The 19,264-nt window shown below is 72.2% G+C and carries 19 protein-coding genes; 8 read left to right on the forward strand and 11 right to left on the reverse strand.

Features of this window, described 5'->3' with window-relative positions:
• The first annotated feature begins 30 nt into the window (after window positions 1-30).
• Complete coding sequence (locus ABZ342_RS01050; RefSeq protein WP_360468056.1) at window positions 31-2,508, forward strand: DUF3488 and transglutaminase-like domain-containing protein; 2,478 nt, start codon at window positions 31-33, stop codon at window positions 2,506-2,508.
• A 320-nt stretch (window positions 2,509-2,828) separates the two neighbouring features.
• Here the strand turns inward: ABZ342_RS01050 and ABZ342_RS01055 are convergent, their stop codons facing one another.
• The 3 genes from ABZ342_RS01055 to ABZ342_RS01065 all read right to left on the reverse strand — a co-directional run bounded on the left by ABZ342_RS01055 (window position 2,829) and on the right by ABZ342_RS01065 (window position 5,626).
• Entirely contained in the window at window positions 2,829-3,233 is a 405-nt protein-coding gene (locus ABZ342_RS01055; RefSeq protein WP_360468057.1) for a DUF3040 domain-containing protein, read from the reverse strand.
• 358 nt (window positions 3,234-3,591) lie between these two features.
• Window positions 3,592-4,806, reverse strand: a complete 1,215-nt coding sequence (gene dinB, locus ABZ342_RS01060) for a DNA polymerase IV (protein WP_360468146.1) — start codon at window positions 4,804-4,806, stop codon at window positions 3,592-3,594.
• Window positions 4,807-4,900: 94 nt separating this feature from the next.
• Window positions 4,901-5,626 carry a methyltransferase domain-containing protein gene (locus ABZ342_RS01065; RefSeq protein WP_360468058.1) on the reverse strand — a complete coding sequence of 242 codons (726 nt, stop codon included), beginning with the start codon at window positions 5,624-5,626 and terminating at the stop codon, window positions 4,901-4,903.
• Window positions 5,627-5,732: 106 nt separating this feature from the next.
• Between ABZ342_RS01065 and ABZ342_RS01070 the strand changes: the two genes are divergently transcribed.
• The 4 genes from ABZ342_RS01070 to ABZ342_RS01085 all read left to right on the forward strand — a co-directional run bounded on the left by ABZ342_RS01070 (window position 5,733) and on the right by ABZ342_RS01085 (window position 9,585).
• Window positions 5,733-6,626, forward strand: coding sequence for a ParA family protein (locus ABZ342_RS01070; RefSeq protein WP_155546001.1), 894 nt, complete (start codon window positions 5,733-5,735; stop codon window positions 6,624-6,626).
• Between the two features lie 3 nt (window positions 6,627-6,629).
• Window positions 6,630-7,439: a DNA-formamidopyrimidine glycosylase family protein gene (locus ABZ342_RS01075; protein WP_360468059.1), complete on the forward strand. Its 810-nt coding sequence runs from the start codon at window positions 6,630-6,632 to the stop codon at window positions 7,437-7,439.
• Window positions 7,440-7,909: 470 nt separating this feature from the next.
• Window positions 7,910-8,482: a GNAT family protein gene (locus ABZ342_RS01080; RefSeq protein ID WP_155545999.1), complete on the forward strand. Its 573-nt coding sequence runs from the start codon at window positions 7,910-7,912 to the stop codon at window positions 8,480-8,482.
• A 65-nt stretch (window positions 8,483-8,547) separates the two neighbouring features.
• Window positions 8,548-9,585 carry a quinone-dependent dihydroorotate dehydrogenase gene (locus ABZ342_RS01085; protein WP_360468060.1) on the forward strand — a complete coding sequence of 346 codons (1,038 nt, stop codon included), beginning with the start codon at window positions 8,548-8,550 and terminating at the stop codon, window positions 9,583-9,585.
• Here the strand turns inward: ABZ342_RS01085 and ABZ342_RS01090 are convergent.
• The 7 genes from ABZ342_RS01090 to rimO form a co-directional block, all read right to left on the reverse strand.
• Window positions 9,557-11,002: an amidase family protein gene (locus ABZ342_RS01090; RefSeq protein ID WP_360468061.1), complete on the reverse strand. Its 1,446-nt coding sequence runs from the start codon at window positions 11,000-11,002 to the stop codon at window positions 9,557-9,559. The two genes, ABZ342_RS01085 and ABZ342_RS01090, sit on opposite strands and share 29 nt — an antisense overlap.
• A gap of 468 nt (window positions 11,003-11,470) precedes the next feature.
• A complete protein-coding gene (locus tag ABZ342_RS01095; protein WP_360468062.1) occupies window positions 11,471-12,466 on the reverse strand; it encodes a hypothetical protein in 996 nt (331 codons plus the stop codon).
• A gap of 29 nt (window positions 12,467-12,495) precedes the next feature.
• Window positions 12,496-13,338, reverse strand: a complete 843-nt coding sequence (locus ABZ342_RS01100; RefSeq protein WP_155545995.1) for a PspA/IM30 family protein — start codon at window positions 13,336-13,338, stop codon at window positions 12,496-12,498.
• A 487-nt stretch (window positions 13,339-13,825) separates the two neighbouring features.
• A complete protein-coding gene (locus ABZ342_RS01105) occupies window positions 13,826-14,293 on the reverse strand; it encodes a helix-turn-helix transcriptional regulator (protein ID WP_196425580.1) in 468 nt (155 codons plus the stop codon).
• Between the two features lie 99 nt (window positions 14,294-14,392).
• Entirely contained in the window at window positions 14,393-14,923 is a 531-nt protein-coding gene (locus ABZ342_RS01110) for a CinA family protein (protein ID WP_360468063.1), read from the reverse strand.
• Window positions 14,924-14,925: 2 nt separating this feature from the next.
• On the reverse strand, window positions 14,926-15,576 hold the full coding sequence (gene pgsA / locus ABZ342_RS01115; protein WP_360468064.1) for a CDP-diacylglycerol--glycerol-3-phosphate 3-phosphatidyltransferase: 651 nt from the start codon (window positions 15,574-15,576) through the stop codon (window positions 14,926-14,928).
• Window positions 15,573-17,009 (reverse strand): 30S ribosomal protein S12 methylthiotransferase RimO, encoded by a 1,437-nt coding sequence (rimO, locus tag ABZ342_RS01120; protein ID WP_155545992.1) that lies wholly within the window; start codon window positions 17,007-17,009, stop codon window positions 15,573-15,575. Before rimO ends, pgsA begins: the two co-directional genes overlap by 4 nt.
• Window positions 17,010-17,108: 99 nt before the next feature.
• Between rimO and ABZ342_RS01125 the strand changes: the two genes are divergently transcribed.
• The 3 genes from ABZ342_RS01125 to ABZ342_RS01135 all read left to right on the forward strand — a co-directional run bounded on the left by ABZ342_RS01125 (window position 17,109) and on the right by ABZ342_RS01135 (window position 18,837).
• A complete protein-coding gene (locus ABZ342_RS01125) occupies window positions 17,109-17,612 on the forward strand; it encodes an amino-acid N-acetyltransferase (RefSeq protein WP_155547387.1) in 504 nt (167 codons plus the stop codon).
• Window positions 17,613-17,740: 128 nt separating this feature from the next.
• Complete coding sequence (locus ABZ342_RS01130) at window positions 17,741-18,175, forward strand: phospholipase (protein ID WP_155545991.1); 435 nt, start codon at window positions 17,741-17,743, stop codon at window positions 18,173-18,175.
• 50 nt (window positions 18,176-18,225) lie between these two features.
• On the forward strand, window positions 18,226-18,837 hold the full coding sequence (locus ABZ342_RS01135; protein WP_360468065.1) for a nitroreductase family protein: 612 nt from the start codon (window positions 18,226-18,228) through the stop codon (window positions 18,835-18,837).
• Here the strand turns inward: ABZ342_RS01135 and ABZ342_RS01140 are convergent.
• Complete coding sequence (locus ABZ342_RS01140; protein ID WP_360468066.1) at window positions 18,830-19,264, reverse strand: hypothetical protein; 435 nt, start codon at window positions 19,262-19,264, stop codon at window positions 18,830-18,832. The two genes, ABZ342_RS01135 and ABZ342_RS01140, sit on opposite strands and share 8 nt — an antisense overlap.

Here is a 19,264-nt window from a genome sequence, read left to right on the forward strand (position 1 = left end):
CGCCACCCCGGCCCCGATCGGCGGTTCCCGATGAGCACCGCCGCCCCGCCGCGCCCGGCGAAGCGTCCCTCCTCTCAGCACCCGCTCTCCGCCTGGCGGGGCAGCCTGCTCGCGCCGTCCGCCGCCGGGATTGCCACCCTCTGCGCCGCGACCTCCGTGACCAGCGTCGTCTCCGGCCTGGCCTGGTTCGGCTACCTGTTCGTCGCCGTGCTGCTGATCGCCGCGACCGGCCTCGCGCTGCGGTCGCTGCAGGTGCCGACCGTGCTCGTCGGCCTCGGCCAGCTGCTCGTGCTGCTCTTCCTGATCACCGGCGCGTTCACCACGCACGGGATCCTGCAGGTCATCCCCGGCCCGGAGGCGTTCGGCGAGATCGGGAACACGCTCTCGGCCGCCGCCGAGCAGATTCGCGTCGGGCTGCCGCCGGTCGAGGGCAGCCAGCCGATCCTGTGCCTGGTGACCATCCTCGTCGGCCTGGTCGCCGTGCTCGTCGACACGCTGACGGTGGCCGCCGCGGCCCCCGCCGCGACCGGGCTCGTGCTGCTCTGCGTCTACGCCGTGCCCGCCGCGCTGAGCGAAGAAATGCTGCCGTGGTGGACGTTCCTGCTCGGCGGGGCGGCGTTCGCCGGCCTGCTGGCCGTCGACGGCAACCACCGGCACCGGCGCTGGCGGACCCGGGAAGCACCCGGGCGCAGCGGCAAGCCGGGCGTGCTGTCCGCGCCGGTCGCGGTCGTCGCCGCGGCGATCGTGCTCGGTCTCTTCGGCGGCGCGATCACCTGGGTCGGCACGGTCGGGCGGATCCCGTTCGGCAACGGCGGCGACGGCCCCGGCGCGGGCGCCGGCGGGTTCGGCATCCAGCCGTTCACCGAGCTGCGCGGCATGCTCGACCAGGGGTCCAACCGCGAGCTGTTCAAGGTCCGCGGCCTCGGCACCGACCGGCGGCTGATGCGCGCGATGACGCTGGACACCTACTACCCCAACAAGGGCTGGGGCCTGCACGACGAAGGCCGTTCGCAGCAGGGCGTCCCGGTCGGGCCGCAGCTGCCGGCCGCCCCGGGCGACGACGGCAGCGGTGCCGCGCGCAAGATCGACGTCGAGCCGGCCAGCTGGCGCGACAACTGGCTGCCGGTGTACGGCGCGCCGCGGGTGATCGACGGCGCCCCCAACGGCTACCTCTACGACCAGGTCAGCGGCACGGTGTTCACGACGCGCAGCGAGGCTCCGCCGTCCTACACCGAATACGCGTCGCTGAAGGAGCCCACGGCCCAGGAGCTGCGCGTGACCCCGCAGGTCGACGACCTGCCGCCGCGCTACACGCAGATCGACCGCGTCGACGACCGCGTCCGCGCGAAGACGCAGCAGCTGATCGAGGGCGCGTCCAACGACTTCGACAAGGCGTCGGCGATCTGGCGGTACTTCACGGCGCAGAACGGGTTCGTCTACGACACGAAGACCGCGCCGGCGAACGACGCCGACGCGCTCGCGGACTTCATACTCAACGGCAAGCGCGGCTTCTGCGAGCAGTTCGCGTCGGCGATGGCCGTGATGCTGCGGGTCGCGGGCATCCCGTCGCGGGTGGCCATCGGGTTCACTCCCGGGGTGCCGGTCAACGACTACCTGTCGATCAGCACCCAGGACGCGCACGCGTGGGTCGAGGCGTACTTCGGCGGCAAGGGCTGGGTGACGTTCGACCCGACGCCGCTGTCGGACGGCCGCGGCATCACCCCGTCGTACCTGCAGGCCGGTTCGCAGGACGGCAACCAGCCCGACGACACCCAGATCGCGCCGAGCACGGTCCAGTCGAGCGCCGCGCCGACCGGCGCGCCCCGGGACACCGAGCAGAACCCGCAGGCGCAGGGCCCGCAGGCGGTCGACGACGGCACGCCGACCTGGGTGTGGGTGCTCGCGGGGGTGCTGGCGGCGCTCGCGCTGGCGGCGACGATCCTGGTGGTCGCCGGCGGGCGTCGCGGCCGGCCGGACCGCGAGCCCGCGGCCACCGGGCTCGGGGCGGTGCTCAAGAACTGGCTGCCGCTGATCGCCGCCGCGTTGTGGATGGCGGTGCTCGGCGTGCTGACGTGGCAGGTCGGCTGGTGGTTCAGCCTGCTCGTGGTGCTGCTGCTGGCCGGGCTGCTGGGCCCGTCGGCGGCGCGCGACGTCGGACGGCGCCGCCGGCTGCAGGAGATCGTCGGGCAGCGCCCGGGTGCGGCGGACGCGGCGTGGTCCGAGCTGCGGGCCGAGTGCGCCGACCGCGGGCTGCCGATCCCGCCTAGCGACACGGTCCGCGTGGCGGGTCAGAAGCTGGCGGCGAAGCACCACCTGGACGACGAAGGCCGCGACGGCCTGCGCACGGTGATCGGCGTGGTGGAGAAGTCCTGGTACGGCGAGGACGGCAACGCCGACCCGACGCTCCCCCCGGCGTTCGACCACCTTCGGCGGAGCCTCCACCGGAACGCCCCGCTGTCCTGGAAGGGCCGGTTGTTCCCGAAGTCCCTTTTCCGCAACCGCGACTGAGGTGTGCGGCACCAGGCATCTCGCGTGATCAGACCGGCATCTCGCGTGTCTGGAGGGGCATCACGTGTGTCTGGACGGGCATCACGTGTGTCTGGACGGGCATCACGCTGATGCCCCTCGGATCACGCGTGATGCCCGCTCGATCACGCGAGATACCTCTCTGATCACGTGAGTTCCGGGCCTGGTCAAGTCGGTCACCCGCCCGGGCGTCACCCGTTGTCACCGCGGGCGGTGCGGGAGCGGCGAAACCGGGTGAGCACACAAGAAGATCCGCGTCCCGCCCGGGGAGGCGTGACGCGGATCTCGATGGTCTTGCGGCGCTACTGCTCCTCGAAGCGCTGGCGGAAGCGCTCTTCCATCCGCTGGGTGAAGGAGCTGCGGCGGCCCGACTGCTTGGCCCCGCGAGATCCCGCTCCACCGCCCTTGCCGTCCGATTCGGCGCCGTGCCGGATCGATGTGACGGCCAACATGACCCCGAAGAACATCACGAGGAACCCGAGCACGCTGATCAGCGGGATGTCGGCCACCCGGAACTGCGGCACCACCACGCCCAGCACCAGCAGGGCCACGCCCACTACGAACAGGGCGATGCCCTGGATACGCCGTCGGCGAGCGGGGCGACGCAACCGGGTGCCACGCACCGTGGATGCGAACTTGGGGTCCTCGGCATAGAGCTCGCGCTCGATTTGATCGAGCAGCCGCTGCTCATGCTCGGAGAGTGGCATCTTTCCTCCTCCGGCACAGCTGTCGCGGGCGCCGGGCCGCGCAACGTTCTGGACCCAACAGCCAACCCCAGGCGGGGTGGCACTGTCCAGGATACGAGGCCCGCGCCCGGACGACTACCCGATCCCGCATCCAGTAGGGATCGAATTGGGCTAAATCCCGCCGGAGAGGGGTTGCGGACGGTCACCGCCACCGAAAGTGACCGATTTACGGCCTGCGTGGCGGTGTGGGGGAACGTCACCGAGCCGAAGATCACGCGGAGTGCGCGACGCCGATCGAGCCGCCTCCCGGCCGGCGAACTCCACGATCACTTCGCCGCGAAACCGAGCCCGGCGCACCGACGCGCCCGCGCCGGCCGCCTCAAGTCTCCCGTGGCCCCAGCAGGGATGCCGGCCGCACCGCGGCCGACCCGAACTTCGACCGCGCCACGTCCGCCGCCACCTCCGCGTCGCGCCACCGGGGCTCCGGGGAGTCGAACACCAGCTGCTCCCCCTCCTCCCCCGTGTCGAGCCCCTCGACCCGCACCCCGATCAGCCGGACCGCTCCCGTCGGCGCGTGCTCCGTGAGCAACGCCACGGCCACCGCGTGGATCTCGCGCGCCACGTCGGTGGCCGAGACGAGCGTGCGGGCGCGGGTGATCGTGCGGAAGTCCGCGAACCGGACCTTGATCGAGACCGTCCGGCCGCGCACGCCCCGCTCCCGCAGCGTCGCCCCCACCCGCGACGCCAGGCGCAGCAGCTCGAGACCCAGCTCGGCACGCGAATGCCGGTCCACGTCGAACGTGTGCTCTGCGCCGATCGACTTCTCCGGTGAGTCGACCACCACCGACCGCTCGTCGACGCCGTGCGCGAGCCGGTACAGGTGCTCGCCCGCGGCCACGCCCAGCGACTTCTTCAGCCGCTCCGGCGGGAACGCCGCGACGTCGGCGATCGTGCCCAGCCCGAGCCGCCGCAGGTGTTCCTCCGTGCGCGCGCCGACGCCCCACAGCGCCGACACCGGCAGCGGGTGCAGGAACGCCAGCGTCTCCGCCGCGGGCACGACGACCATGCCGTCCGGCTTCGCCATGCCCGACGCCAGCTTCGCGACGAACTTGACCTTCGCGACACCCACCGAGCAGGTGATCCCGTGCTCGGCCTCGACCCGGGAGCGGATCCGGGCGCCCAGCGACGCCGGTGTCGCGCCCAGGCGCCGCAAAGCCCCGCTGACGTCCAGGAAGGCCTCGTCCAGACTCAACGGCTCGACCAGTGGGGTCAGCTCGCGGAAGATCTCCATCACGCCGCGGGAGACCTCGCCGTAGAGCCCGCCGGTCGGTGGGATGTTGATCAGGTGCGGGCACAGCCGCTTCGCCGTCGAGAACGGCATCGCCGAGCGCACGCCGAACTTCCGCGCCGGGTAGTTCGCCGCGGCCACGACGGCGCGCGGCCCGCCGCCCGACACGACGACCGGCTTGTCGACCAGCTCGGGCCGGGTGCGCAGCTCGACGGACACGAAGAACGCGTCCATGTCGACGTGCAGCATCCCGCACCCGGTGTCGTCCGGCGGCGGTTCCCCCGGCCGGACGCGGAACCGGCCCATCCCGCCCGGCAGCTCAGCATTTCGCCCCACGCCCGGGACGCTACCGGCCACCACCGACAGTTTCGGCGACCGCCGGCACCACGGCGGAAATCCGCTACGAAAGCCGGGCGACCGCGTGCAGCCGGCCGGCGATGTCCCGCAGCGCCGGCGACCCCGCCGCCACCCGCTCGAACTCCGCCAGCTCGTCCTCGCGAACGTCGCCGCCGACCAGGTCCGAGATCACCCGGTCGCCCTGCAGCAGCGTCACGTCCAGGCCCGCGGCCTCCAGGTCGGCCCGCAGCCCGGAAGCGGAGTACCGCCGCAGCACCGTGTCGCCCGGGGCGACCCCGTCCGCGCTCTCGAGCAGCCGCTGGGCCTCGCCCACCCGGCCCGAGAGCGCGCGGTTCAGCACCGCCGCGTGCCGGTTGGCGACCAGCACCGACACCGCTCCACCGGGCGCGACCGCCGTGGCCAGCGCGGTGAGCACCGCGGCCGGGTCGTCGACGATCTCCAGCAGCCCGTGCGCCAGCACCAGGTCGGCCGAGCCGGCCTCGACGTACCGGCCCAGCGCGTCGGAGTCGTCCGCGACGACCGTGATCAGCTCGGAGACGCCCTCTTCCTCGGCCCGGCGCTGCAGCGTGGCCAGTGCGTTCGGGCTCGGCTCGACGACGGTCACCCGGCAGCCCGCGGCCGCGAACGGCACCGCCCAGCCGCCGCTGCCGCCGCCCACGTCGACGACGAGGGGGTGCTCGGCGCCCCGGGCGCGGGCGGCCTTCAGCTCGGCCTCGAGCACTCGGCGAACGGCGCCCGAACCCCGGGCGGCCACGGTGTCCGTCTTCATGCCGCACAGGGTAATGCCCGCCCCGGTCCCCCTCCCCGGCTCCTCCCTTCGAGTGAACGCCCCTTGCCCGGCGGCGGCCCTCGCGCGCACCCGTAGGCTGGTCTTCGTGCACACGGTCGCCGTACTCAGCCTCAAGGGAGGCGTCGGCAAGACGACGGTCGCTCTCGGTATCGCGTCCGCCGCCCTGCGTAGGGGCACGCGGACGCTGGTGGTGGACCTCGACCCGCAGGGCAACGCCACGACCTCGCTCGACCCGCCGTACACCGACGCGACCCTCGCCGACGTGCTCGAGACCCCGACGCGCGAGATGCTGGAACGCGCCATCGCGCCGAGCGTCTGGAGCGAGGACGTCGACGTCCTCGTCGGCACCGAAGAGCTGGAAATGCTCAACGATCCCGACGCCGACAGCGAGCGCCTGGCCAACTTCTCCCGCGCGCTGGACGAGCTGCACCGCACGCCGCTGCGCGAAACGCCGTACGAGCTGGTGATCCTCGACTGCCCGCCGTCGCTGGGCCGGCTGACGAAGTCGGCGCTGGTCGGCGCCGACAGCGCGCTGATCGTCACCGAGCCGACGATCTACGCGGTCGCCGGCGCGCACCGGGCCCTGGAAGCGATCGAGAAGATCCGCAAGGAGCTCAACCCGGACCTGCGCGCGATCGGCGTCCTGGTGAACAAGCTGCGCGTGCGGTCCTACGAGCACCAGTTCCGGATCGCCGAGTTGCGCGAGAACTTCGGCTCGCTGGTGATGCCGACGGCGATCACCGACCGGCTGGCGGTGCAGCAGGCCCAGGGCGCGTGCAGCCCGATCCACGAGTGGCACTCGCCCGGCGCGCAGGAGATCGCGCTGACGTTCAACATGGTGCTGGCCAAGATCCTCCGCTCCAACCGGGCGGGCCGCCACCGCATCGCCGGCGAAGAGCCCGAGGGCCCGGACTGGCCCGAAGGCCCGGCGCCGGAGACCCCGGAGGCTCCCGCCGAGGTATCCGAAACCACGGGGTGAGCCGTGCCCGAAGGTGACACCGTCTACCTCGTCGGAAAGCGGGTCCGCGAGGCGTTGACCGGGAAGACGTTGCTGCGCGGCCAGTTCCGCGTGCCCCAATTGGCCACTGTGGACCTCACCGGGCGCGAGGTGCTCGGCGTCGGGACGGTCGGCAAGCACCTGTTCACCCGCTTCTCCGGTGACCTCACCCTGCATTCGCACCTGATGATGGACGGCATGTGGGACGTCTACCCGGCGGGCGCGAAGTGGCGCCGGCCCGGCCACCACGCCCGCGTGGTGCTGACCGCGGCCGACGTCCAGGTGATCGGCTTCCGCGTCCACGACCTCAAGCTCGTGGCCACGCCGAAGGAACACGACCTCGTCGCGCACCTCGGCCCGGACCTGCTGGATCCACAGTGGACGGACGGGCACGCCGATCGCGCGGTCGCGAACCTGACCGCGAAACCCGAGCGCGAGCTCGGGCTGGCCCTGCTGGACCAGCGGGTGATGGCGGGCGTCGGGAACCTCTACAAGTGCGAGATCGCCTTCCTCCTCGGCGTGACCCCGTGGACGCCGGTGTCCGAAGTGGACGCTCGGGCCACGGTCGCGCTCGCCCGCAAGCTGTTGCTGGTCAACGCGACCGCCGGGCGCTTCGACCAGAGCACCACCGGCCACCTCGACCGCAACCGCAAGAACTGGGTCTACGAGCGCACCCGTCAGGGCTGCTTCCGCTGCGGCGGCAAGCTCCTGGTCCGCACGCAGGGGTACGACGTCCAGCGGCGGCCGACGTGGTTCTGCCCGAAGGACCAGCACGGCCCTTCCCCCGCGAGCTGAGCCGCTGTTCGCGCTGGGCGAAAGGCCACCGTCCGGACCGGGATCTCGAAAATCACGTTGCCGGACACCGGGAAGTTCGCCTAGCGTGGCAGTACACAAGAGAGGAGGTGGTCCTAAGTTGTATTCCAACAGGACTTGTGAGGTGGCTGTCCGCTAGCGGATGGCACGTGGAGGACTTTGAGCAGCGTTACAGCTGAGCCACCTTCGGCTCATCGCCTGCTCCACGTGATGCCTGATAGCGAATACCAGGCAGTCACCGTGCCCCCGGGGTTTCCGAGCACCAGTCCGGCTCGGGCTCGAGCGTTTCACGACGTTCGAGAGACACCCCGGGGGTTCCTTAATGCGCTCATTTGTGCAGGTCACGCCACCCGGCGACCCGGGACGACCGTCCGGCGATCCGACGCCAGGATTCGACGAACGCACTACGCCGTTCTGTCCCCCGGACGGCTGAAGGTCGCTAGCCTGGAAGCATGCTCAGGCCCGACTACCCGGTCACCACGGCTCGGCTGCTCCTGCGCCCGTTCACGCCCGACGACCTCGACGCGCTGAACTCCTTCCAGTCCCGCGCCGACGTCGCCCGCTACCTCTACTGGGGCCCGCGCAGCCGCGCCGAATCGGCCGCGGCGCTCGCGAAACGGGTGCACAGCTCGACGTTGACCAAGGAAGGGCAGTTCCTGGCCGTGGCGGTCGAGCTGGCCGCGACCGGCCAGCTGATCGGCGACCTGAACCTGGAGTGGCTCAGCAGCGAGCACCGGCAGGGCGAGATCGGCTTCGTCTTCCACCCGGACCACCACGGCAAGGGCCTGGCCGCTGAAGCGACCACGGAACTGCTGCGGCTGGGCTTCGAGGATCTGGGGCTGCACCGCATCATCGGCCGGTGCGACGGCCGCAACGGCGCGTCCGCCGCCCTGATGGAGCGGCTCGGGATGCGGCGGGAAGCGCACCTGAGGGAGAACGAGATCGTCAAGGGCGAGTGGACCGACGAGCTGGTCTACGCGATGCTCGAAGACGAGTGGAAGGACCTCCAGGCCGCCGGCGAGTAGTGGCCCGCTTCACGCGGACGTGACGCTCCGGTCGCGCGGTTCACGCGATTTGGCAGCATGGGCACGTGTTCTTCGACAAGATCGTCCGCCCGGCGCTGTACCGGCTGTCCTACCACGACCCCGAGCTGGTGCACGAGCGCACGGTCCGCGTCCTCGCCCGGCTCGGCAAGGCCGCACCCGCGCTCGGCGGCGCCCTGCGGGTCGACGACCCGGTGACCGTGCTGGGCCTGCGGTTCCCCAACCGCGTCGGCCTCGCCGCCGGGATGGACAAGAACGGCCGCGCGCTGCCCGCGTGGGCCGCGCTGGGCTTCGGTTTCGTCGAGGTCGGCACGGTGACGCGGCTGGCCCAGCCGGGCAACCCGAAGCCGCGGCTGTTCAGCCTCCCCGCCAGCGACGCGGTGATCAACCGGATGGGCTTCAACAACGACGGCGCGGAAGCGCTGGCGGCCAAGCTCGCCCGCGACGGGAAACCGGCCGTGCCGCTCGGGATCAGCATCGGCAAGTCGAAGGTCACGCCCCTCGAAGACGCCGTCGAGGACTACCGCTTCTCGCTGCGCGCGCTGCACCCCTACGCCGACTACTTCGCCGTCAACGTCAGCTCACCGAACACCCCGGGGCTGCGGCAGCTGCAGGACCGCGCCGCGCTCGGCGAGCTGCTCGGCGAGCTGCGCACGACGTCCGCGGAGCTCGCCGGCCCCGGCACGCCGACCCCGGTCCTGGTGAAGGTCGCGCCGGACCTGACCGACGGCGCACTGGCCGAGCTCCTCGAGGTCGCGCTCGAGCACGGCGTCGCCGGGATCATCGCCACGAACACGACGCTCGCCCGCGACGGCATCGCGCCCGCGGAGAGCAGCCTGGCCGGACAGGCGGGAGGACTGTCCGGCCGGCCGCTGACCGCCCGCGCGGCCGAGGTCGTGCGCTTCGTGCACGACCACACCGGCGGGAGCCTGCCGATCATCGGCGTCGGCGGGATCATGGGCCCGGACGACGCCGTCCGCCTGGTGGACGCGGGGGCGTCGCTCGTGCAGCTCTACAGCGGGTTCGCGCTGCACGGGCCGGGCCTGGTGCGCCGGGTCAGCCTGGGGCTCGCAGCCCGGCGGTAGAGGTGAACCGGACGTAGCCGCGCCAGGATTCGTAGCGGTCCAGACCGGTCCCGTCCGCCGTCTCGGCGCAGCGGACCGCCAGGGGCCGGGAGCCGTCGTCGAGCTCGACGCGGCCGAGCACGAACGGCTCCTCCAGCGTCGTGACGAACCGCTCGAACGCGGCCGGGGACAGCCGCCAGCTTTCGCCGTCGAGGCTGCTGCCCTCGGCGTGGTCGAGCACGCCCGGCTGCGGCGGTTCGGTGTCCAGCAACACCATCCGGTAGCTCTCGGTGGTCCGGACCGGCCGGGTGAACCGGGCGCCGAGCTCGGTGAGCCGGGCGTTGAGCGGCTGGCCGCGCAGGTGCGCGCCGAACACGACGACGTCCTCGCCCGGCTCCGGGTAAGGCGTCATGGGCTCGTCCGTGCAGACCGTCGCGAGATCCAAGCCGATCTGGTCCTCGAACGCCCGCGTCAGGAACGTGACGCCGAACGGCCGTTTGTCGCCCGGCAGCACCGGGACGGTGACCGCCGCGACGTCGAGCAGGTTCGCGAAGGCGGTGCAGCCGGCCAGGCGGTGGTGGACGGCGGCCGGGTCGGCCAGTGCCTCGGCGAGCTCCGGGTGGTCCGGCACGGTGGGCAGCAGGAGCGCGTCGAAGCCGTCCGGCACCCCTCCCGAAACGGTGACGGGTTCGAGGACGACGCCCGCCGCGGTCAGCCGCTTCACGGTGTTCTCGAACGCGAGGGCCGCGGCGGGGCCCAGGGGCAGGCCGCGGGCGTAGGCGACGCGGGGGTGCTCGCCGGCGCCGAGGCGGACGTCGGCGGGCCAGGTGCGGGCCGCGGAGATGCCGTCCGGTCCGGTCATCAGGGCGAGCGCGCGGCGGCCGGCGACCAGGCCGGTCGCGTACACCGAGACGGCCTCGGAGGAGCGGACACCGGTCATCGGCAGCAGGCCGCGGGTCGGCTTCAGCGCGACGACGGCGTTCAGGGCCGCCGGGACGGGCCCCGCGGTGCTCAACGCCAGGTCGACGATGCCCAGCGCGACGGCGACCGCCGCGCCGCGGCCGCCGGTCTTGGTGCGGTCCCAGGCCGAAGCCACGGTGGCCGCGCCCGTCTTGCCGAGCACGACGGCGCCGGCCGCGGTCAGCCGCGCGACGATCGTGGCGCTGGTTTCGGGGACCGAGCGGCCGGACGGCTGCCCGGCGACGTCGATCAGCTCCGGCACGGCGAAGACGGTGCCCGCCAGCGGCAGGTCCTCCCCCGCCTGGACGCGTTCTTCGACGGCCTTGGCGTCGACGAGGACGTCTTCGACGGCGCGGAGGGTGGACCAGAGCTCGGGACGGTTGGCTTCGGTGAGGCGCTCGAAGGCCGCGATGACGCGCTGGGAGGCGGTGGGCGGGGTCGGCGGTGCGGGATCGGAGTCCGGCGGGAGCGTGTTCACGGGGCGTCCTTTCCTCGGCGGTCGAGAAAGTCCACTGTGTACGGTCGGCACCGGCGATCCTCAAAGCACGGCGGGCCTCCCGGCGAGTGACACCTCTGCATGCATGACAGAAACGTTAGGCGGTGGACGTTTCCGTAGGCAGGTGTTTCCGATTACGCGCGGGTTTCGGCACCCACAGGTGAACAGGGGGCGACGCCGGGGTGAAACGCACGATCACGCACGCCGGGTGACGAAATCCCGATTCCGCCGGATGCGGCACTCGAACGGCCGAGTTTGAAACTCCAACGGCCCAGCGAAGGCGGAATCCGCGTGATCAGGGGGCCGACACGCGTGATTGGGCGGTCGACACGCGTGATCAGGGGGTCGACACGCCGCGGCGGTGCCCGTCTTGCCGTGTTGACCCTTCAATCACGCGTGTCGACTCCGCAATCACGCGTGTCGGCCCCGGGATCACGCCGGGGCCGGGGGTCAGGAGAGTTCGCGCAGGGCCATGGCCAGGCCGGCCAGGCGGTCGGTGGCGTCGGTGAGGGCCTGCTTGGACGTGACGAGGCCGTCGCTCGACGCGGCGACCGTGTGGCCGGCCGCGGCGACCAGGCCGCGGAAACCCTCGAGGCCGTCGTCGAGCTGTTCGCGGAGCTTGCCGACCGCCGCGTCCAGGGCCGCCTGCTCGCGGGCCGGGGCGGAGTTGCGGCCGCGCTCGATCGCCTGGATGCGGGCCGCCAGGCCGCGCAGGGCGGCGGCGGCTTCGGTCGCGGTCTGCCCGGCGTCCGCGACGGACACTTCGGACACCGGTGCCGTGCCCACCGACGACGGCACGGAAAGCTGACGCAGCAGCTCGCCCAAGGAAGCCTCGCACTCCGCCAGCCGTTCCATCGGCTCGCGCGCGGCGGACCCCGCGGGCGGCAGCGGCGGCGGGCCGGCCGGCGCGGCCGGGAGCGGGGTGCGCTTCAGTTCCCGCAGCTTGAGTCCGCTTCGGACGCCGAACGTGCCGAACACGACGGCGCCGGCGAACGCCATGATCGCCTGCGGCATCATCGGGGCGCCGGTCGCGCTCATCCAGCCGAGCCCGGCGGACACGGCGAGGACACCGCACAGGATCGTCAGCAGGATCCACAGCGTCATCGCGCGCGACGTCCGGCGCTTGCGGCGTTCGTGCTTCGCGGCCGGGTGGTTCCAGCGGTCCCACTTGGCCCGGGCCTCGGCGAAGGCCGGGACCTGGTTCGCCACCGACGAGAAGGTCGCCGACATGTCGGTCCGCCGCACCGGCGGCCGCTGCAGCGGGTTGGGCCGGGCACGCTGGGGCGGTGCGGCCTTCCCGCCGGCCTGGTCGGCCGGCGGGAAGTACTTCTGCACCTTTTGGAGCTTTTCCTGGGCGCGCACGGCGTAGTCGGGCAGCTTCTCGATGTGCTTCTCCAGCTTGGCGCTGAACTCGCCGAAGTCGCGTCGCCTGCCCTGCTGCCCCATGCTCGCCCCTCCGAACTCGACGGCCCGCGTCAGGCCGGGTTCTTGCCCTGCTCGGCCTGCACGCGCGCCTGGATCTCGCGCTGGATGTCGGCCGAGCTGCTGCTCGCCGGCTTCTGAGCCGCGCCACCGTCGGTCACCTGGGCGACCGAGTCACCGCGCATCGACGAGCGGATCTGCTCGAGCCGCGAGTGACCGGCCAGCTGCGTGGTGGAGGCCTGGACCTCCATCATGCGCCCCTGGACCGAGTTCTGCGCCAGCTCCGCGGAGCCGAGAGCCGTGGTGTAGCGCTTCTCGATCTTGTCGCGGACCTCTTCCAGCGACGGCGTGTTGCCCGGCGCGGCCAGCTGGCTCATCTGGTTCAGCGAAGCGGAGACCTGCTCCTGCATCTTCGCCTGCTCCAGCTGCGAGAGCAGCTTCGTGCGCTCGGCCAGCTTCTGCTGCAGCATCTGCGAGTTGCGCTCCACGGCCTTCTTGGCCTGGGCCGCGGCCTGCAGCGACTGGTCGTGCAGCGTCTTCAGGTCCTCGATGTTCTGCTCGGCCGTGACGAGCTGCGTCGCGAAGCTCTCCGCGGCGTTCTCGAACTCGACGGCCTTCTGCTCGTCACCCTTCGAGCGGGCCTCGTCCGCGAGGACGAGGGCCTGGCGGGTGGAAGCCTGCAGCTTCTCGACGTCGCCGAGCTGCCGGTTGAGCTTCATCTCCAGCTGCCGCTGGTTGCCGATCACGGAGGCGGCCTGCTGCGTCAGCGCCTGGTGGTTGCGCTGCGCCTCCTCGATGGCCTGCTGGATCTGTACCTTCGGGTCGGCGTGTTCGTCGATCTTCGACGAGAACGCCGCCATCATGTACTTCCAGAACTTCACGAACGGGTTGGCCATCTCCTCCGCCTGCCTTCTTGCGTCCCACGGGCCTAGGTACTCGGGGTGGGGCGTCGCTCCCCTGCACATGCAACGCACCGACCCCGGCGTTGGGTTCCATCGTGTCAGGTCGGCCACGTCCGTTCCAGGCGACCCCGGGGGATTTCAGGGTTCGCCCCTGATCACCCCCGTAGGTAACGCGGACGGCCCCGGGCGGGTTGCCCGGCGGCGACGCCCGAAATGAGGTGCGGCGGTGGGCCCGGCGGGACGCCCGGGAGCCGGCCCCGGAGGGAAGCCCGAGCGGCAGGCCGGACGGCTTGTCCCGCTGGAAAGGGCCAGCTCAGCGGGCCGGAAGAGGCGGCTCGGCCGGCCAGAAGGGCCAGCTCGGTGAGAAACCAGCCCGGCCGCGAGCAGCCCAACCCGGCCAACCGGAAGAGCCCACGAGCAACCGCCCGACGCCGACGGCCCCGGGCGGGTTGCCCGGGGCCGTCGGTCGTGTGCGTATGACTTACGCGGCGATGGTCGAGGCCAGCTTCGGCTGTCCGATCGTCGTCCGCAGCGTCGTGTTCATCCGTGGCGCCGGGGAAACCCGCAGGTCGGCGAGGTCGTTGCCGATCAGCTCCGACATCAGGCGGCCGCCTTCGATGCCGGCCGCGGCGGCCTTGGCGCCCCGCTCGGACACCTTCTCCCGGGGCGCGCCGTCCCCGATCCGCTCGTCGACCGGTGCGACCTCGACGTTGTCGAGGGCCGAAACGTCCGCTGCCACCTTGTGCAGCAGCTCGCCGAGCGGAAGGTCCAGGGCCTGGCAGATGGACGCGAGCAGTTCGCTCGACGCTTCCTTCTGGCCTCGCTCCACCTCCGAGAGGTAGCCGAGGCTGACCCTGGCGGCGCGGGAGATGTCGCGCAGCGTACGACGCTGGTTGGTGCGGGCATGACGGAGCCGATCACCGATCGCCTCACGCAACAGCACGGTCATCACGCGCCTCCCTTCCGTACAAGTACCCCCTACGTTACCCAGAGCGGCGCCCCGAGCGCAGGAGTTGGTGTGCCCGTACGCCAAGGGCGAACGCCCGATTCACGTCAGATGTTCCCCGAGCAGGGAAAACGCGGCCCGGACCGATTCGGTCCTGATCATCTCCCGGTCGCCGCGCAGGGCCAGGGTACGGACTGTGACAAACGAGGCTCCGCGCGGTGGGCGTGTTCCCGGCCCGGCGAGCCCGACGTACACAGTGCCCGGCGCGACGCCGTCCTGGGCGGCCGGCCCGGCCACGCCGGTGAGCCCGAGGCCCCAGGTCGCGCCGCACCGCTCGCGGGCGCCCTCGGCCAGCTGGGCGGCGACCTCCGGGTGGACGGCGCCGTGTTCGGCCAGCAGCGCGGCGTCGACCCCGGCCAGCGCGGTCTTCAGCTCGGTGGCGTAGACCACCAGTCCCCCGCGCAGGGCCGCGCTGGCCCCCGGCACCCGGGCCAGGGTGGCGCAGACGAGCCCCGCGGTCAGCGACTCGGCGGCCGCGACGGTCTCGCCCCGCCCGGTGAGCGCCGCGATCAGCGCGGCGGCCTGCTCGTCGGCGGAGCCCGGTCGCTCCGGAGTCCGCGGCGCCTCGGGCACCGTCAGCTCCCGGTGACGCGACGCCCGGCCGCGCGCAGCCGCACGGCCCGGACCAGGTAATCGACGCCGGTCACCACGGTCAGCACCACGGCCAGGCCCATCAGCGCCCAGCGGACCGGGTCGGCACCGGCCGGCAGCGGCAGCAGGTAGGCGGTGATCGCGGCGATCTGGGCCATCGTCTTGGCCTTGCCGCCGCGGCTGGCCGGGATCACGCCGTGGCGGATCACCCAGAACCGCAGCAGCGTGACGCCGATTTCGCGGACCGCGATGACGATCGTGACCCACCAGCCCAGCTCACCGAGAATGCTCAAGCCGACCAGCGCGGCGCCGGTCAGCGCCTTGTCCGCGATCGGGTCGGCGATCTTGCCGAAGTCGGTGATCAGGCCGTACCGGCGCGCCACCCAGCCGTCGAGCTGGTCGGTGAAGGAGGCGACGGCGAACAGGCCGGTGGCGATCGCGCGCCAGGTGGTGTCGTGGCCGTCGCCGGTGAACAGCGCGACGACGAACAGCGGCACCAGCACCAGGCGCGAGAGCGTCAGGAGGTTCGCCAGGTTCAGGGTCGGGACCGGGGTCGGCTCGGGAACCTGCGCGGGCGCGTCGCCGGTGGCGCGGGTCAGGCCCTCGTCGGCGGCGTCGCTGGGGAGCGCACTCACCGGTCGGCGTCCGGTACCGCGCGGACCACCAGGTCCACGCCCGCCGAGTCGACGACCTCGCACCGCAGGAAGTCACCGACCTCGGTCTTCTCCGGCGCGTCGAGGATGACGCACTCGCCGTCGACCTCGGGGGCCTGGTGCGCGGCGCGGCCGGTGAGCTCGCCGTCGTCGTCCAGCTCGACGAGCACGTCGACGAACGTGCCGATCCGGTCCTCGGCGCGCTGCGCGGTCAGCTCCTCGACCAGCGCGGAGATCCGGGTGACGCGCGCGGCGACCTCGTCGGCGTCGAGCTTGCCGTCGAAGGTCTCGGCCTCGGTGCCGTCCTCGTCGGAGTAGCCGAAGACGCCGACCGCGTCGAGGCGCGCGCCGGTCAGGAAGCGTTCCAGCTCGGAGAGGTCGTGCTCGGTCTCACCGGGGAACCCGACGATGACGTTGGTGCGGATGCCCGCTTCGGGCGCGTACTCGCGGATCTGCTCGGTCAGCGCCAGGAACGAGTCTGTCGAGCCGAACCGGCGCATCCGGCGCAGCACCTGCTCGCTGGAGTGCTGGAACGACAGGTCGAAGTACTCGGCGACCCCCGGCGTGGTCGCGATGGCCTTGACCAGCTGCGGGCGCGTCTCGGCCGGCTGCAGGTAGGAGACGCGGACGCGCTCGATGCCGTCGATCTCCGCCAGGCGCGGCAGCAGCCGCTCCAGCGCGGTGGCGCCGTCGCGGCCGAAGTCCTTGCCGTAGGACGTCGAGTTCTCGCTGACCAGGAACAGCTCCTTGACGCCGTGCTCGGCCAGCCACATCGCCTCGGCGACGATCTCGTCGGGCTGCCGCGAGACGAACGAGCCGCGGAACGACGGGATCGCGCAGAACGAGCAGCGCCGGTCGCAGCCGGAGGCGATCTTCAGCGCGGCCACCGGCGAGTCGTCGAGGCGCGTGCGCAGCACCCGCGGGCCCCAGCCGTGCTGCGCGTGGCCCGGGACCTCGACGGTCTCGGCCGCGGCGGGCCGCTGGACCGGGCTGATCGGCAGCAGCTTGCGGCGGTCGCCCGGCGTGTGCGAGGCGACCTTGCGGCCCGCGACGACGTCGTCGAGCCGGTCGGAAAGCTCGGCGTAGTGGTCGAAGCCCAGCACCGCGTCGGCCTCGGGGAGGCTGTCGGCCAGCTCGTGGCCGTAGCGCTCGGCCATGCAGCCGACGGCGACGACCTTCTTGCCCGTGTCCGAGGCCGCCAGCAGCGTGTCGACGGAGTCCTTCTTGGCCGACTCGACGAAGCCGCAGGTGTTGACCACCACGACGTCGGAGTCCTCCGGATCGGCCGCCAGTTCCCAGCCGCCGGCCGCCAGCCGGCCCGCCAGCTCCTCCGAGTCGACCTCGTTGCGGGCGCAGCCCAGGGTCAGCAGGGAGACGCGTCGGGTGGCGGCAGGGTCAACGGCAGGAGAAGGCACGACGTTCAGGGTAGCCGCCGGTCCCGGGCGGGCCGACGACGGCGTGGCCCGGTCGTGCCGGAGAAGCCCGCGCCCCGCGATGTGGCAGTGTTGACGATCGTGCCGTCCGCCTCCCCCGCCGTCCGCCGCGCGCGGATCGCCGACGTCCGCAAGATCAAGGCCCTGGTCGACTCGGACGCCGGCCGCGTCCTGCTGGAGAAGGACCTGGTCACGCTGTACGAAGCGGTCCAGGAGTTCTGGGTCGCCGAGGTCGACGGCGAGGTCGCCGGCGCGGCCGCGCTGCACGTGCTCTGGGAGGACATCGCCGAGCTGCGGACCGTCGTGGTCGACAAGGCCGTCCGCGGCCAGGGGGTCGGGCGGGTCCTGGTGAGCAGGCTGATCGACGAGGCGCGTGAGCTGGGTCTCAGGCGGCTGTTCGTGCTGACGTTCGAGACGAGCTTCTTCACCGGGCACGGCTTCGTGGAGATCCAGGGAACGCCGGTCTCGCACGAGGTCTACGAGGAGATGCGGCGCTCGCACGACACCGGTGTCGCCGAATTCCTCGACCTGCCGTACGTCAAGCCGAACACCCTCGGCAACTCGCGGATGCTGCTCGAGCTCTGACCACCCCTATTCACCGCCCGGATTCTGAAAGTTTCCCCTTAACATCCTTCCGGGCGGTGACGCGCGCCACCTGGGTGTCCCACGATGATCAGGTCAATTCCCCACCTGATCAGCGAGGAACGCACAAAATGCGCACGACTCTGCGGAACCTGGGGGCCACCATCGCGGTGGCCGCGACTGTCGGCGGAGGTGCCCTGCTGGGCGCCGGCACCGCGGCGGCCGTCGACATCCCGACGGTCACCGACCAGTACCTCTTTTCGACGTCGCTCTCGAACTTCGAGACGATCCGGGGCCAGGCGCCCTACAACGGCCAGCTCGACTGGTCCTCGGACGGCTGCTCGTGGGCGCCGGACAACCCGTTCGGCTGGAAGTTCCTGCCCGGCTGCCACCGGCACGACTTCGGCTACCGCAACTACAAGAAGCAGGGGCGGTTCACCGAGGCGAACCGCCTGAAGATCGACGACAACCTGTACTCGGACCTGAAGAGCGTGTGCGGCTCGAACATCGCCTGCAAGGGCGCGGCCTGGACGTACTACCAGGCCGTGCGCAAGTTCGGCGGCTGAGCCCGGCGGCCCGGGCCGCGCAACCGGCCCGGGCCCGCCAGGATGGGTGCATGGACATCGACCACCTGCTCAGCACGACCCGCGCGGTCCGCCGGAAGCTCGACCTCGAGCGGCCGGTGGAACCCGAGGTCATCGAGGAGTGCCTGAACCTGGCGCTGCAGGCGCCGACGCCCGGCAACGTCCAGGCCTGGCGCTGGCTCGTGGTGCGCGACCAGGACGTGAAGAACCGGCTCGGCGCGATCTTCCGCGAAGTCGGCGAGGCCTACCTGGCGGAACGGGCGAGTGCCGCGCCTTCGCGGGCGCTGGCCTCCGGGCGGCACTTGATCGACGTGATCGAGCGCGTCCCGGTGTTCGTGATCCCGGTCGTGGCCGGCCGCCCGACCGGCGACAACGCGGTCGACGCCGCCTTCTACGGGGGCATCTTCCCGGCGGTATGGAGCTTCCAGCTGGCGCTGCGCTCGCGCGGGCTGGGCTCGACGCTCACGACGTACCACCTGGCGCGGGAGGCCGAAGCCGCGGAGATCCTCGGCATCCCGGACGGCCACACGCAGGTCGGGCTGCTGCCGGTGGCGTACACGACGGTGCCGGACTTCAAGCCGGCGCCGCGCACACCGCTGTCCGAAGTGGCCTTCCTCGACCACTGGGGCACGCCCCTCAGCTGACCCGGACGGTCGCCGCCAGGCCGTCCTCGCTCACTGACACCAGCTCGACGCGGCCGGCGGCGAACGAGGTCGCCTGCGGACCGGTCCGGGGGCCGCTGTGCAGCTCGGCCGTCGTGCTCTCGCCGCGGCCGGGCTCGCTCAGCAGGAACGCGAGCGTCGCCTCGCCCTGCCAGATGCACGTCATGGTCGGACGGCACCGCGAGTCGGAGACGACGCGCAGGTAGCGGACCGCCAGATCCTTCCCCTGGATCGCGGCTTCCTCCCCGACGCGCAAGGTGACGTCACCCCGCGGCGCGGCGTTGACGGTCGAGGGCGCCGCCGGGCGGGCCGGGATCGGCTGCCCGGCCGCGACCGAGCTCCCGGCGCCCGCCGCGACGACGGCGAAGGCGAAGGCGAACAGTCCGGCTGCGAAGCGCTGCGGGTCCAT

The organism is Amycolatopsis sp. NPDC005961 (assembly GCF_040629235.1).
GTDB classification, from domain to species: domain Bacteria; phylum Actinomycetota; class Actinomycetes; order Mycobacteriales; family Pseudonocardiaceae; genus Amycolatopsis; species Amycolatopsis camponoti.

Excerpts from the sequence above, each read along its gene's own strand:
- ABZ342_RS01050 (WP_360468056.1), top strand. The coding sequence starts at position 31 with ATGAGCACCGCCGCCCCGCCGCGCCCGGCGAAGCGTCCCTCCTCTCAG.
- ABZ342_RS01055 (WP_360468057.1), bottom strand. The coding sequence starts at position 3,233 with ATGCCACTCTCCGAGCATGAGCAGCGGCTGCTCGATCAAATCGAGCGC.
- dinB (WP_360468146.1), bottom strand. The coding sequence starts at position 4,806 with ATGGGCCGGTTCCGCGTCCGGCCGGGGGAACCGCCGCCGGACGACACC.
- ABZ342_RS01065 (WP_360468058.1), bottom strand. The coding sequence starts at position 5,626 with ATGAAGACGGACACCGTGGCCGCCCGGGGTTCGGGCGCCGTTCGCCGA.
- ABZ342_RS01080 (WP_155545999.1), top strand. The coding sequence starts at position 7,910 with ATGCTCAGGCCCGACTACCCGGTCACCACGGCTCGGCTGCTCCTGCGC.
- ABZ342_RS01095 (WP_360468062.1), bottom strand. The coding sequence starts at position 12,466 with ATGGGGCAGCAGGGCAGGCGACGCGACTTCGGCGAGTTCAGCGCCAAG.
- ABZ342_RS01100 (WP_155545995.1), bottom strand. The coding sequence starts at position 13,338 with ATGGCCAACCCGTTCGTGAAGTTCTGGAAGTACATGATGGCGGCGTTC.
- ABZ342_RS01105 (WP_196425580.1), bottom strand. The coding sequence starts at position 14,293 with ATGACCGTGCTGTTGCGTGAGGCGATCGGTGATCGGCTCCGTCATGCC.
- ABZ342_RS01130 (WP_155545991.1), top strand. The coding sequence starts at position 17,741 with ATGCGCACGACTCTGCGGAACCTGGGGGCCACCATCGCGGTGGCCGCG.
- ABZ342_RS01135 (WP_360468065.1), top strand. The coding sequence starts at position 18,226 with ATGGACATCGACCACCTGCTCAGCACGACCCGCGCGGTCCGCCGGAAG.
- ABZ342_RS01140 (WP_360468066.1), bottom strand. The coding sequence starts at position 19,264 with ATGGACCCGCAGCGCTTCGCAGCCGGACTGTTCGCCTTCGCCTTCGCC.